We start from the raw sequence: 11,580 nt of genomic DNA on the forward strand, positions 1-11,580 counted from the left end.
ATTACTCACATTATCTCAAGGAGTTCGAAAATGGCAATCGGCAGCAGCACCCGGGATGATGCGCATCCCATTTTGGTACTCGGCGCGAACGGCAAGACCGGCGGACGCGTTCTGGAGCGGCTGCGCGCCGCCGGCCATGCGGTGCGCGTCGGCTCGCGCTCCGCGCAGCCGCCTTTCGATTGGGAAGACCGCGCCACCTGGAACGCCGCGCTCGAGGGCGTTGGCGCCGTCTACGTCGCCTACCAGCCGGACTTGTGCGTGCCGGGCGCCATCGACACGGTGAGCGCGTTCTACGACGCGGCCGCCAAGGCCGGCGTCGAAAGGATCGTGCTCCTCTCGGGCCGCGGCGAGCCCGAAGCGCAGGACGCCGAGCAGGCCCTGCAGGCCACCGCGCTCGACTGGACCATCGTGCGCGCCAGCTGGTTCTTCCAGAACTTCAGCGAGAACTACTTTCTCGACGAGATCGTCGCGGGCGCGATCACGCTGCCCGAAGGACTCGCCGCGGAGCCGTTCGTCGATGCCGACGACATCGCCGACATCGCGGCGCAAGCACTGGTCGACAGCCGCCACAGCCGCAAGCTCTACGAGCTGACCGGCTCTCAGGCCTTCACCTTCCCGGAGGCCATCGCGCAGATCGGCCACGCCACGAATCGCAAGATCGACTGCCACATCGTCCCGATGGACGACTATGCCAAGCTTCTGGCCGAAGCCGGTCTGCCGAAGGACCTGTGCTGGCTCGTCGTGTACCTGTTCACCACCGTTCTCGACGGCCGCAACACCCCCGTCGCCCACGGCGTGGAACAGGCGCTCGGCCGCCCGCCCCGCACCTTCGCCGACTACGTTGCGCGCACGGCCCCGACCGGCGTCTGGGGAGCGAAGTGATGATGGGCAAGACGGCCACGGCGTTGATCCTGGCGAGCGCCTTTTCCACGGCGATGGTCGCCGGCATCTTCCATGCGTTCTCGTCGTTCGTGATGCCGGCCCTCGGGCGCATCCAGAACAGCGAGGGCATCAACGCCATGAACGCGATCAACGTGACGGTGATCACGCCGAGCTTCATGCTCTTCTTCATGGGCAGCGCGGTGCTGGGCATCGTGCTGGGCGGCTGGTCGCTGTTCTCGATCTCGCAGCTCGATTCGCAACTGGTCCTGCTGGCCAGCCTGCTCTACGTGATCGGCTGCTTCGGCGTGACGATGGCGCTCAACGTGCCGCTCAACAACCAGCTCGCAGCGACATCGCCCACCGACGGCCATGCGTTCTGGCTCGTCTATCTGAAGACCTGGACGATGTGGAACAGCGTGCGGACGGCATCGTCCGCACTCGCCGCGATCGTCTTCGTTGCGGCTGCGCTGAGGCGGGCCGCGGCTTAGGGCCTAGGCGTCAGGCCGCGCGAAGTTGCTCGCGCAGCTTCTGGCCGATCTCCGGCCGTTCGAGGAACGGGTCTGCCGGATTCATGACCGCCACGATGTTCTCCATGCGGGCGCGCACATTGCCCAATGCCTTGGGGTGGCTGAACACGTAGAACTGGTTGTCGCTGATCGCGTCGAACACCTTCGCAGCGACCTCGGCGGCGGTGATCTTGCCGCTGCTCACCGCCTTGTTGCTCATGGCCTGGCCGATGAGTTGGCTCTTGGTGAGTTCGCTGTCCTTGGGCGCATTCGGGCGGTTGCGCTCGCTGCTCGTGATGCCCGTCGGCACGAAGTACGGGCACAGGAGGCTCGCGCCGATCTGGTCGGTGACCAGCGTCAGGTCCTGGTACAGCGTCTCGGTGAGGCTCACGACCGCGGCCTTGGCGGCGTTGTAGATACCCATGTTGGGCGGCGTGAGCAGGCCCGCCATGCTGGCGGTGTTGGTGATGTGGCCGCGGTAGCCGGGGTCTTTTGCGGCGGCTTCGAGCATTATCGGCGTGAACAGGCGCACGCCATGGATCACGCCCCAGAGGTCCACGCCCAGCACCCATTCCCAGTCGGAGACGGTGTTCTCCCACACCAGCCCGCCCGCGCCCACGCCGGCGTTGTTGAAGACGAAATGAGGCGCGCCGAAGCGCTCCTTCACGGCCGCGGCCAGCGCTTCCATTTGCGCGGCATCGGACACATCGACCTTTCGGGCGAGCACCTGCACGCCGGCGGCTTCCATCTCGGCCTTGGCCTTGTCCAGCGCGTCCTGCTGCACGTCGACCAGCACGAGGTTCATGCCGCGTGCGGCGCCGATGCGCGCGCATTCGAGGCCGAAGCCCGAGCCCGCGCCGGTGAGAACGGCAGTCTTGCCCTTGAAGTCCTGAATCATTTGCCGGTGTCCTTCTTGCGTTGAATGTCTCTGACGTTGGAAGCGCTATTGAAATACGGAACGCGCCGCCGCGCAGTCACGAAGGTGCCCCGGCCGCGTTCGTTTCAGGCCTCTGCTTTCTTCAGCACGTAGCCGATGCGCGGAAAGTGCACGTGCACCGTGCCGATGCGCTCGCCGCTGCGTTCCAGCGTGTAGTGCGTGCGCGTGGCAGCCACCAGCGTGCCCGCGGTTTCCTCCAGGCCGAAGCTCTCGGCACGAATGGTCACCGCGCTGCCGAGCGCGATGCCGTGGTCGTCCTGGAAGGTGCTGTCGGTCAGCAGCGTGTGCGGCGTCGCGGCCTTGGCCACGGCGATGGCCTCGTCGGAGGTGAATTTCTCTGGCGCGCCATGGCCGATGGCGGCCATGCGGTCCATCCAGTCGACCACAGCGGGCGTCAGGTCGAGGATGGTGCGGACGGACTCGATGCGCCGCGTGTACCAGAGCGGGTGGTAGGCCGCGAAGTCGCTGATGCTCGGTACCTCGCCCAAGAGGAAGTGGCGGTCGTCCAGCATGTCCGACAGGCGCCGCAGGTACGACTTGTAGGCGCTGGTGGCATCGGCCGGGCGCAGGCGCGTCATGTTGCCGGCGCTCATCTTGCCGCGGTCTTCGCCGAAGGCCTTGGCGGCTTCGGGCGGCGCCTTGGCGAACACCTCGGCCGCGCCCCTGGGCTGCAGGTTCCAGGCCATCGCGGCCCAGAACAGCGTGGTGTCGGCCCACTGCGCGAGGATGCGCGACAGGCCCTTCTCGGGCTCAGGGTAAAGCGTGGGCTCGGGTTGAAGATGCTCCAGCACGTCGGCGATGAGCGCGCTGTCGCAGTACATGTCGGCGCCGATCTGCAGGAACGGCGTCTTGCGGTAGCCGCCCGTGAGCAGTTCCACGTCGGGCTTGGGCATGATCGGCGGGATGAAGACCGATTTCCACGGCAGCTTCTTTGCGCCGAGGATCAGCCGCACCTTCTCCGAGAACGGCGAGGTGGTGTAGTGGTGGAGGATGAGGTCGGGCATGGTGGTTCCTGTGGGGACGTTCGTGGGGTCAGCGCGGCTGGGCCCGCTGGATGATCGAATCGAAGTCGGTGCCGGCACCGAGCGTGCCGAAGGCATTGCCCCAGTCGCCGCCCAGGCGCGATGCGCAGAACGCGCCGACCACCGCGGGCGGTGCCGTCTGCGCCAGCAGCGAAGCCTGCACGGCGAGCGCCACGTCCTGTGCCAGACGACGCGCCTCCACCTCGGAGGCCATCGCCTCGATGCGCGCCTGCAGCGCGTCGGCCAGGCGATCGAGCGCGGCATGCTGGCCGCGCGCGGGCGCGAGCTCCTTGGCGAGCGCCGCCACCGCGTCGCCCTTGCGCAGGCCCCGCAGCAGGTCGAGCGCCATGATGTTGCCCGCGCCTTCCCAGATCGAATTGAGCGGCATCTCGCGGTAGACGCGGGCCATGATCCCTTCGCCGCCCTCTTCCACATAGCCGTTGCCGCCGAGGCACTCCATGGCCTCCTGCGAGAAATGGCTGCCCCGCTTGCAGATCCAGAACTTGGCCACGGGCGTGAGCAGGCGCGCCATCAGGCGCTCGTGCTCGTCGTCCGGCTGATCGAAGGCGCGGGCCAGGCGAATGGCCAGCGCGGTCGCGGCCTCGCTCTCGAGCGCGAGGTCGGCCAGCACGTTCTTCATGAGCGGCTGCGCGATCAGCGGCTTGCCGAAGGCGTTGCGCTGCGATGCGTGGTTGATGGCGATGCTCAACGCCTGGCGCATCAGGCCGCTGGTGCCGAGCGCGCAGTCGAGCCGCGTCATCGTGCCCATCTCCAGGATCTGCGGAATGCCGCGCCCCTCCTCGCCCACGAGCCAGGCGCTGGCGCCGTGGAACTCGACCTCGGAGCTCGCGTTGGCCTTGTTGCCGAGCTTGTCCTTCAGGCGCTGGATGTGGATGGCGTTGCGCGTTCCATCGGGCAGCACGCGCGGGAGGAAGAAGCAGCTCAGGCCCGCCTCCGCCTGCGCGAGCACCAGGAAGGCATCGCACATCGGCGCCGAGAAGAACCACTTGTGGCCGGTGATCGCATAGCGCTCGCCCCAGGCGTCGCTGCCGTCGCGCACGGCCTTGGTGGTGTTGGCCCGCACGTCGGAGCCGCCCTGCTTCTCGGTCATGCCCATGCCCATAGTCACGCCGGGCTTGTCCTTGAACGACTTGAGCGCCGGGTCGTACCAAAGGCTCGTGAGCCTGGGGCCCCAGTCGGCGTACACCGCCGCATTGCTGCGCAGCGCGGGCGTGACCGCGTAGGTCATCGAGATGGGACACAGCATCGACGGCTCCAGCTCGGTGAAGAGCATGAAACCGGCCGCGCGCAGCACGTGCGGCGATGCCGAGGTACCCGCCCACGGCGTGCCGTGCAGGCCCGCACCCACGGCGGCGGACATGAGCACGTGGTAGCTCGGATGGAACTCCACCTCGTCGATGCGCCGCCCGAAGCGGTCGTGCGTGTGCAGCTCGGGTGTGTGGACGTTGGCCAGGCGTGCATGCGTCTGCATCTCGGCCGAACCGATGGTCACGCCCAGTTCCTGGAGCGGGGCCACCTGCAGCTGCGGCGCGTTGAACTTCAACGCATCGCGCAGCGGCCGGTTGGTTTCGAACAGGTTGTAGTCCGCCAGCGGTACGGGCTGGTTGAACACCTCGTGCGTCGTTTCCATTACCGGCCTCCTTGCCGTGCGTTCAGCGCATTCAGATCAGCTTGACCAACTGCTTGCCGAAATTCTTGCCCTTGAGCAAACCCAGGAAGGCTTCGGGGGCGGACTCGATCCCCTGTGCAACCGACTCGCGCGGCTTGAGCTTGCCGGTGCCCACCAGCGTGCCGAGCTCGGCGAGCGCCTCGGGCCACACTTCCATGTGCTCGCTGACGATGAAGCCCTCGATCTTCAGGCGGTTGATGAGGATCAGCGCCGGGTTCGCCAGAGGCAGCGGCGCGCCGTCGTAGCCCGCGATCATCCCGCAGAGCGCCACACGGGCGAAGGCATTGCAGCGCAGCAGCACCGCATCGAAGATGTAGCCGCCGACGTTCTCGAAGTAGCCGTCGATGCCGTCCGGGCAAGCCTCTTTCAGCGCGGCGCTCATGCTCTTGACGTCGGGGTGCTGGCGATAGTCGATGCAGGCGTCGAAACCGAGTTCTTCGGTCACGTACCTGCACTTGTCCGGGCCGCCGGCGATCCCCACCACGCGCAGGCCGCGCGCCTTGGCGAGCGCACCGAAGGCACTGCCCACGGCGCCGCTGGCCGCCGTGATGACGACCGTTTCGCCGGCCTTGGGCGCAATGATCTTCACGAGGCCGTACCAGGCCGTGACGCCCGGCATGCCGACCGCGCCGAGGTAGTGCGACAGCGGCACGTGCGTGGTGTCGACCTTCTTCAGCGCGCCGGGCTGCGAGGCGTCGACCACGCTGTACTCCTGCCAGCCGCCGAAGCCGACCACCTTGTCGCCGACGGCGTACTTCGGGTGCTTGCTCTCGACCACTTCGCCGACCGTTCCGCCTTGGAACACCTGGCCCACCGGCTGGTTGGCGGTGTAGCTCTTCGAATCGTTCATGCGCCCGCGCATGTACGGGTCCAGGCTCATGTAATGGTGGCGTACCAGCACCTGGTTGTCGGCGAGCGCGGGCGTCTCGACCGTCACCAGCTTGAAGTTGCTCGCCGTGGCTTCGCCCTCGGGGCGGTTGTCGAGGTGGATCTGCTTGTTCGTGGGCATGTGTATCTCCTGGAAGTTCGTTCAGTCGGTCGAAGGCGGCCGCATTTCGTTCGCGCTCGCGGGGCCCGTGGGCAGGCGGCGCTTCACGTACTTGAAGGTGCCGGTGGCATGGGCGCACACGCGCTCCTGCTCGTCGTAGATCTTGGCTTCGGTGAAGGCCAGCGTCGCGGTGCGGTGGATGAGCGTGCCGCGTGCATGCAGCGGGCCGACCGAGGGCTGCATGAAGCTGGTCTTCATCTCGATCGTGACCACGCCCGTTTCGGGCGCCACGCTGCGCGCCGCCGCTGCCATGGTGATGTCGAGCAGCGTCATGCAGGCCCCGCCGTGCGTCACGTCGAAGGTGTTCAGGTGCTCGGGCTTGGCGGTATAGATGGTCTCGGACTCGCCCCCCTCGAACTTCGTGAGCTCGAAGCCCAGGTGGCGCGCAAACGGAATCTGGCTCGTGTAAGAGCGGATGTTGATATCGGCAGAAGGAGAAGAAGCGTCAGTGTTCATTGGATCCATTCGTGAGACACCGCGGAGCCGGCTCCGCCGGGCCGCAGGTGTCGCCCCCGGCGAGGGGGAAGGCGAAGCGACACGAAGTGCGCGCAGCCTGGGGGCGAACTCTACGCCGCGCCGAGGACCACGCTCACGCCGCCGTCCACCGCCAGCCACTGGCCGGTGATGTGCTTGCCGGCATCGCTCGCGTACAGCAGCGTCAGGCCCTTCAGGTCTTCGTCGTCGCCAAGGCGTCCGAGCGGTGCCTGCGCGGCCATCTTTTCCTCGCCCAGCGACTTGATCAGGCCCGCCGCCATCTTCGTCATGAAGAAGCCCGGGCAGATCGCGTTCACTGTGATGCCGTACTTGCCCCATTCGGCCGCCAGCGTGCGCGTGAAGCCGATCACCGCGGTCTTGGAGGTGTTGTAGGCCAGCGTCTGCATCTCGGGCGGGTTGCCGTTCAGGCCCGCGATCGAGGCGATGTTGATGATGCGGCCCGTCTTCTTCGGGATCATGTAGCCGTTGGCGATCTGCTGCGACAGGATGAAATAGCCGCGCACGTTCAGGTTCATCACCTTGTCCCATGCCTCGACGGGGTGGCTCTCGGCGGGCGAACCCCAGCTCGCGCCGGCGTTGTTGATGAGGATGTCGACCGCGCCCATGCGCTGCAGCGTCTCGTCGGCCAGGCGGCGGGTGTCTTCTTCCTTCGAGCAGTCGGCGGCGATCCAGCGCGCGTCGATGCCCGCGGCCTGCAGCTCGGCGGCGGCCTGCTCCAGGTCGTCGGCCTTGCGCGAACTCAGCATGATCTTCGCGCCGGCCTCGCCGAGCGCATGGGCCATCTGCAGGCCCAGGCCACGCGAGCCACCGGTGATGAGGGCGGTCTTGCCGGTGAGGTCGAAGAGTTGTCGAGTGGTGCGGGCGGTCATGGGTTGTCTCCGGTGTTCTGTGAGGGGTCGGTCAGCTCTCGAAATCCATGCACTGGCGGGCTTCGCGCACCGCGCCGATGAAGGGCTTGAGCGCCACGTGCTGCGGATGGTCCGCATAGGCCGCGAGCGCGGCCGCATCGGTGAACTCCGAATACAGCACCAGGTCGTAGGTGGCTTCGAGCCCGGGCTGGGCAATGGCCACCTCGAAACGGTGCGTGCCCGGCGAGAGCTTCGCGCAGGCATCGAGCAGCGCCTTGGCCTTCAGGAGGTTGGTCGCCTTGTCGGCACCCTCGGCGTGTTCCTTGAACTTCCACATCACGATGTGCTTGAGCATGGTCTGGCCTTCTTTCTCTGTGCCTATTTCTTGTCGTTCAGGCGCGAACGCACGTAGATGAGCACGACGCCCACCAGCGCGATCACGCCGCCGGGCACGGCCATCGACCAGCCGAGTGCGGCATCGGTGCGGCCCGTGGCGATGCCCAGGATCAGCAGGAATAGGCCGCCGTAGATCAGGATCCAGATCCACTTTTCGAGCCGGGCGTGCGGCTTCGGGGGTTTGACGGGGGTGGGAGTGTTGGGGGTGGCATCGGCCATTGTCAGAAAGCGTCCTCGGGCAAAGCGGTACAGGTGGGGTCGCGACTCTCGACCACGTTGAGCCAGGCACCGATTTTCGGCAGCTCGTAGTGGAAGAAGTAGTCCGTGGCGCCGATCTTGCCAGCTGTTACCGCCCTCGCCTTGTCGGCGTCGATTTCGAGCGCCCGCCGCGCCACGTCCAGCCAGAGCCAGGCCAGCACCGTGTGGCCGAAGGCCTGCATGTATGGCACGGCGTTGGCCAGCGCATCGGCCGGATCGCCGGTGGACCAGGCCGCCTCGGTGGCGCTGCCGATGCGCTGGAGCGCCGCACCCAGCGCCTTGGCATGCGCCGCGAGCGCCGGCACCTTGGCCGTGCGGCCGATGGTCTCGGTGATGCGGCCGGCCAGCAGTTGCAGGCCCCGGCCCTTTTCCATCAGCACCTTGCGGCCCAGCAGGTCAGCCGCCTGGATGCCGTGGGTGCCCTCGTGGATCATGTTCAGGCGGTTGTCGCGCCAGTACTGCTCCACCGGAAAGTCGCGCGTATAGCCGTAGCCGCCGTGCACCTGGATCGCGAGCGAATTGGCTTCCAGGCACCACTCGCTGGGCCAGCTCTTGGCAATCGGCGTGAGCACTTCGAGCAGCAGGCGCGCGTCGTCGGCCGCCTCTGCATCGCCGGTTTTCTGGGTGTCGACCAGCCGGGCGCAGTACAGCTCCAGCGCCAGCGCGCCTTCGCAGTAAGCCTTCTGCGCGAGGAGCATGCGGCGCACGTCGGCGTGTTCGATGATGCGCACCTGCGGGCTGGCCGAGTCCTTTGCGACCTGGGTGCCCGCGCCCGCCTCCGGCTTCTTCACGAGGCGGCCTTGCGGGCGGCCCTTCGCGTACTCCAGCGAGGCGTAGTAGCCCGCCATGCCGAGCATGGTTGCGGCCGTGCCCACGCCGATGCGGGCCTCGTTCATCATGTGGAACATGCAGTGCAGGCCCTTGCCGGGCGCGCCGACGAGATAGCCCACCGCGCCCGCCTTGCCATCGACCGGGTACTTGCCTTCGCCGAAGTTCAGGAGCGTGTTGGTCGTGCCGCGCCAGCCCAGCTTGTGGTTCAGGCCCGCGAGCGCCACGTCGTTGCGCTCGCCGGTCAGTTCGCCCTGTGTGTTCACCATGCGCTTGGGCACGATGAAGAGCGAGATGCCGCGCGTGCCCGGCACCAGCTTGCCGTTCTCGTCGGGGATCTTGGCGAGCACGATGTGCACGATGTTCTCGGTCAGCTCGTGGTCGCCCGACGAGATCCACATCTTGTTGCCGGTGAGCCGGTAGCGTGGGCCGAGCGGATCGTTCTGGTAGTCGGCGCCATCGGGTACCGCTCGCGTGGCCACGTCGCTCAGCGACGAGCCAGCCTGCGGCTCCGACAGGCACATGGTGCCCGCCCAGCGGCCCGCGAACTCGTTCTTGGCGAACACCTCTTTCTGCATGTCGGTGCCGTGCACCATCAGCAGGTTGGCGTTGCCGCTCGTGAGCATGTTGGAGCCGATGCTCACCGAAGCCATCGCGAAGAAGCTGTTGGCCGCGGCCGAGAGCGTATAGGGCAGTTGCATGCCGCCGATGTCGTAGTCCTGCGCGGCGCTCATCATTCCCGATTCGACGAAGGCCTTGTGCGCGTCGTGCGTGGCCTTCGGCAGGACGACCTTCTCGCCGTCGAAATGCGGCTCCTGCGTATCGACCGTGCGATTGAACGGCGCGTATTTCTCGCGCGCGATGCGCTCGCAGGTGTCGAGCACCGCGTCGAAGGTTTCGCGCGAATGGTCGGCAAAGCGCTCGCTCTTGTTGAGCGACTCGGCGTCGAGCCAGTCGTAGAGCAGGAAATCGAGGGTGGGACGCAGGCTCATGGGATGTCTCTTGTGGCTACTTCTTCGGGGAATCGGGCAGTTTCGCGATGGTGCCCTGCGCGAGCGCGCAGAGCTTTTCCACGCCATCGGTCACCGCGAAGACCTCGCAGGTGCAGACGGCCTGCGAACCGCCGGTGTGCACGGCCCGGGCGCGCGCGACGAGGCGATCGCCGAGGGCCGGCCGCACGTAGTTGATCTTGAATTCGGAGGTCACCACCGGCACGCGCAGTGCGGTGCCGCCGGCGAAGGTCAGCGCGTTGTCGGCCATGTAGCTCACGATGCCGCCGTGGGCAAAACCGTTCTGCTGCTTGAGCTGCGCGGCGAGCGGCAGCTGGAGGTCGGCGAATCCCGGCGTGAGCGCGTGCAGCTCGGCGCCGATCAGCGCGCTGAATGGCTGGGAGGCGAGAACGCCCCGCCCCATCGCCAGGAAGGCTTCGGGCGAGACCTGGGCATCCCGGGTGTCACCGCCCGACATGCTTACAAGACCTCGAACACGCCCGCGGCACCCATGCCGCCGCCGATGCACATCGTGACCAGCACCTTCTTCGCGCCGCGGCGCTTGCCTTCGATGAGCGCGTGGCCCGTCAGGCGCTGGCCGCTCACGCCGTAGGGGTGGCCCACGGCGATGGCGCCGCCGTCCACGTTCAGGCGGTCGCCCGGAATGCCAAGCTTGTCGCGGCAGTAGATCACCTGGACCGCGAAGGCTTCGTTCAGCTCCCACAGGTCGATGTCGTTCACCGTGAGGCCCAGGCGCTTGAGCACCTTCGGAATGGCGAAGACCGGGCCGATGCCCATCTCGTCGGGCTCGCAGCCGGCAACGGCGAAGCCGAGGAAACGGCCGAGGGGCTTCAGGCCCTTTTGCTGGGCGTACTTCTCGTCGACCACCACGCAGGCGCCGCCGCCGTCGGAGAACTGGCTGGCATTGCCGGCCGAGATCAGGCCGCCCGGAATGGCCGAGCGGATGCCGCTGATGCCTTCCTTGGTGGTGCCGGCGCGGATGCCTTCGTCGTTCTCGATCGTGACTTCCTTGGTGCGCAGACCCATCACCGGATCGGCCACGCCGGCCAGCACGGTGATGGGAGCGATCTCGTCCTTGAAGCGGCCGGCTTCGAGCGCGGCGGTCGCCTTCTGCTGGCTGGCGGCGCCGTATTCGTCCATGGCGTCGCGGCCGATGTTGTAGCGCTTGGCGACCTGCTCGGCCGTCTGCAGCATGTTCCAGTAGATCTCGGGCTTGTGCTTGACGAGCCAGGGGTCGGCCAGCATGTGCTTGTTGGCTTCGTTCTGCACGCACGAGATGCTCTCCACGCCGCCGGCCACGTACACGTCGCCTTCGCCCGCAATGATGCGTTGCGCGGCGGTGGCGATGGTCTGCAGGCCGGAGGAGCAGAAGCGGTTGATCGTCATGCCCGAGGTGGTGACCGGGCAGCCGGCGCGCAGCGCGATCTGGCGCGCGATGTTCGAGCCGGTTGCGCCTTCGGGCGTGGCGCAACCCATGATGACGTCATCGACTTCGGCCGCTTCGATGCCGGCACGCGAGATGGCGTGCTGAACCGCGTGGCCGCCGAGCGTGGCGCCGTGCGTCATGTTGAAGGCACCCTTCCAGCTCTTCGCGAGCGGCGTGCGGGCGGTGGAAACAATGACGGCGCTGGTCATGGTGAGGTCCTTTGAAGATGGAAGG

The 11,580-nt window shown here is 67.1% G+C and carries 13 protein-coding genes; 2 read left to right on the forward strand and 11 right to left on the reverse strand.

Annotated features, from left to right (window positions below; genetic code table 11):
- The first annotated feature begins 30 nt into the window (after positions 1-30).
- A complete protein-coding gene (locus RT97_RS25475) occupies positions 31-882 on the forward strand; it encodes an NAD(P)H-binding protein (RefSeq protein WP_042581633.1) in 852 nt (283 codons plus the stop codon).
- The gene (locus RT97_RS25480; protein WP_052810752.1) at positions 882-1,370 is read left to right on the forward strand and encodes an anthrone oxygenase family protein; all 489 of its coding nucleotides are present in this window, start codon (positions 882-884) and stop codon (positions 1,368-1,370) included. Before RT97_RS25475 ends, RT97_RS25480 begins: the two co-directional genes overlap by 1 nt.
- A 10-nt stretch (positions 1,371-1,380) precedes the next feature.
- Here RT97_RS25480 and RT97_RS25485 read toward each other — a convergent pair whose 3' ends face one another.
- From RT97_RS25485 to RT97_RS25535, 11 genes are all read right to left on the reverse strand, one after another.
- Entirely contained in the window at positions 1,381-2,286 is a 906-nt protein-coding gene (locus RT97_RS25485; RefSeq protein ID WP_042581635.1) for an SDR family oxidoreductase, read from the reverse strand.
- 104 nt (positions 2,287-2,390) lie between these two features.
- The gene (locus tag RT97_RS25490; protein ID WP_042581636.1) at positions 2,391-3,329 is read right to left on the reverse strand and encodes a glutathione S-transferase family protein; all 939 of its coding nucleotides are present in this window, start codon (positions 3,327-3,329) and stop codon (positions 2,391-2,393) included.
- A gap of 28 nt (positions 3,330-3,357) precedes the next feature.
- On the reverse strand, positions 3,358-4,998 hold the full coding sequence (locus RT97_RS25495; protein WP_042581637.1) for an isovaleryl-CoA dehydrogenase: 1,641 nt from the start codon (positions 4,996-4,998) through the stop codon (positions 3,358-3,360).
- A 31-nt stretch (positions 4,999-5,029) separates the two neighbouring features.
- Positions 5,030-6,046, reverse strand: a complete 1,017-nt coding sequence (locus RT97_RS25500; RefSeq protein ID WP_042581638.1) for an NADP-dependent oxidoreductase — start codon at positions 6,044-6,046, stop codon at positions 5,030-5,032.
- Between the two features lie 21 nt (positions 6,047-6,067).
- The gene (locus RT97_RS25505) at positions 6,068-6,541 is read right to left on the reverse strand and encodes a PaaI family thioesterase (RefSeq protein ID WP_080898430.1); all 474 of its coding nucleotides are present in this window, start codon (positions 6,539-6,541) and stop codon (positions 6,068-6,070) included.
- A gap of 110 nt (positions 6,542-6,651) precedes the next feature.
- Entirely contained in the window at positions 6,652-7,449 is a 798-nt protein-coding gene (locus RT97_RS25510) for an SDR family oxidoreductase (protein WP_042581639.1), read from the reverse strand.
- A gap of 31 nt (positions 7,450-7,480) precedes the next feature.
- Positions 7,481-7,783 carry a Dabb family protein gene (locus tag RT97_RS25515; protein WP_042581640.1) on the reverse strand — a complete coding sequence of 101 codons (303 nt, stop codon included), beginning with the start codon at positions 7,781-7,783 and terminating at the stop codon, positions 7,481-7,483.
- A 23-nt stretch (positions 7,784-7,806) separates the two neighbouring features.
- On the reverse strand, positions 7,807-8,043 hold the full coding sequence (locus tag RT97_RS25520) for a hypothetical protein (protein ID WP_042581641.1): 237 nt from the start codon (positions 8,041-8,043) through the stop codon (positions 7,807-7,809).
- A 2-nt stretch (positions 8,044-8,045) separates the two neighbouring features.
- Positions 8,046-9,902, reverse strand: coding sequence for an acyl-CoA dehydrogenase (locus RT97_RS25525; protein ID WP_042581642.1), 1,857 nt, complete (start codon positions 9,900-9,902; stop codon positions 8,046-8,048).
- Positions 9,903-9,918: 16 nt separating this feature from the next.
- The gene (locus tag RT97_RS25530; RefSeq protein ID WP_042581643.1) at positions 9,919-10,377 is read right to left on the reverse strand and encodes a PaaI family thioesterase; all 459 of its coding nucleotides are present in this window, start codon (positions 10,375-10,377) and stop codon (positions 9,919-9,921) included.
- Positions 10,378-10,379: 2 nt separating this feature from the next.
- Positions 10,380-11,555, reverse strand: a complete 1,176-nt coding sequence (locus tag RT97_RS25535) for an acetyl-CoA C-acyltransferase (RefSeq protein WP_042581644.1) — start codon at positions 11,553-11,555, stop codon at positions 10,380-10,382.
- Between the last annotated feature and the right edge of the window lie 25 nt (positions 11,556-11,580).

Origin of the sequence: Variovorax paradoxus, assembly GCF_000834655.1 — a bacterium.
In the GTDB taxonomy this organism is placed as follows: domain Bacteria; phylum Pseudomonadota; class Gammaproteobacteria; order Burkholderiales; family Burkholderiaceae_C; genus Variovorax; species Variovorax paradoxus_F.

Coding starts and splice junctions, on each gene's coding strand:
- RT97_RS25475 (WP_042581633.1), top strand. CDS start 31: ATGGCAATCGGCAGCAGCACCCGGGATGATGCGCATCCCATTTTGGTA.
- RT97_RS25480 (WP_052810752.1), top strand. CDS start 882: ATGATGGGCAAGACGGCCACGGCGTTGATCCTGGCGAGCGCCTTTTCC.
- RT97_RS25485 (WP_042581635.1), bottom strand. CDS start 2,286: ATGATTCAGGACTTCAAGGGCAAGACTGCCGTTCTCACCGGCGCGGGC.
- RT97_RS25490 (WP_042581636.1), bottom strand. CDS start 3,329: ATGCCCGACCTCATCCTCCACCACTACACCACCTCGCCGTTCTCGGAG.
- RT97_RS25495 (WP_042581637.1), bottom strand. CDS start 4,998: ATGGAAACGACGCACGAGGTGTTCAACCAGCCCGTACCGCTGGCGGAC.
- RT97_RS25500 (WP_042581638.1), bottom strand. CDS start 6,046: ATGCCCACGAACAAGCAGATCCACCTCGACAACCGCCCCGAGGGCGAA.
- RT97_RS25505 (WP_080898430.1), bottom strand. CDS start 6,541: ATGAACACTGACGCTTCTTCTCCTTCTGCCGATATCAACATCCGCTCT.
- RT97_RS25510 (WP_042581639.1), bottom strand. CDS start 7,449: ATGACCGCCCGCACCACTCGACAACTCTTCGACCTCACCGGCAAGACC.
- RT97_RS25515 (WP_042581640.1), bottom strand. CDS start 7,783: ATGCTCAAGCACATCGTGATGTGGAAGTTCAAGGAACACGCCGAGGGT.
- RT97_RS25520 (WP_042581641.1), bottom strand. CDS start 8,043: ATGGCCGATGCCACCCCCAACACTCCCACCCCCGTCAAACCCCCGAAG.
- RT97_RS25525 (WP_042581642.1), bottom strand. CDS start 9,902: ATGAGCCTGCGTCCCACCCTCGATTTCCTGCTCTACGACTGGCTCGAC.
- RT97_RS25530 (WP_042581643.1), bottom strand. CDS start 10,377: ATGTCGGGCGGTGACACCCGGGATGCCCAGGTCTCGCCCGAAGCCTTC.
- RT97_RS25535 (WP_042581644.1), bottom strand. CDS start 11,555: ATGACCAGCGCCGTCATTGTTTCCACCGCCCGCACGCCGCTCGCGAAG.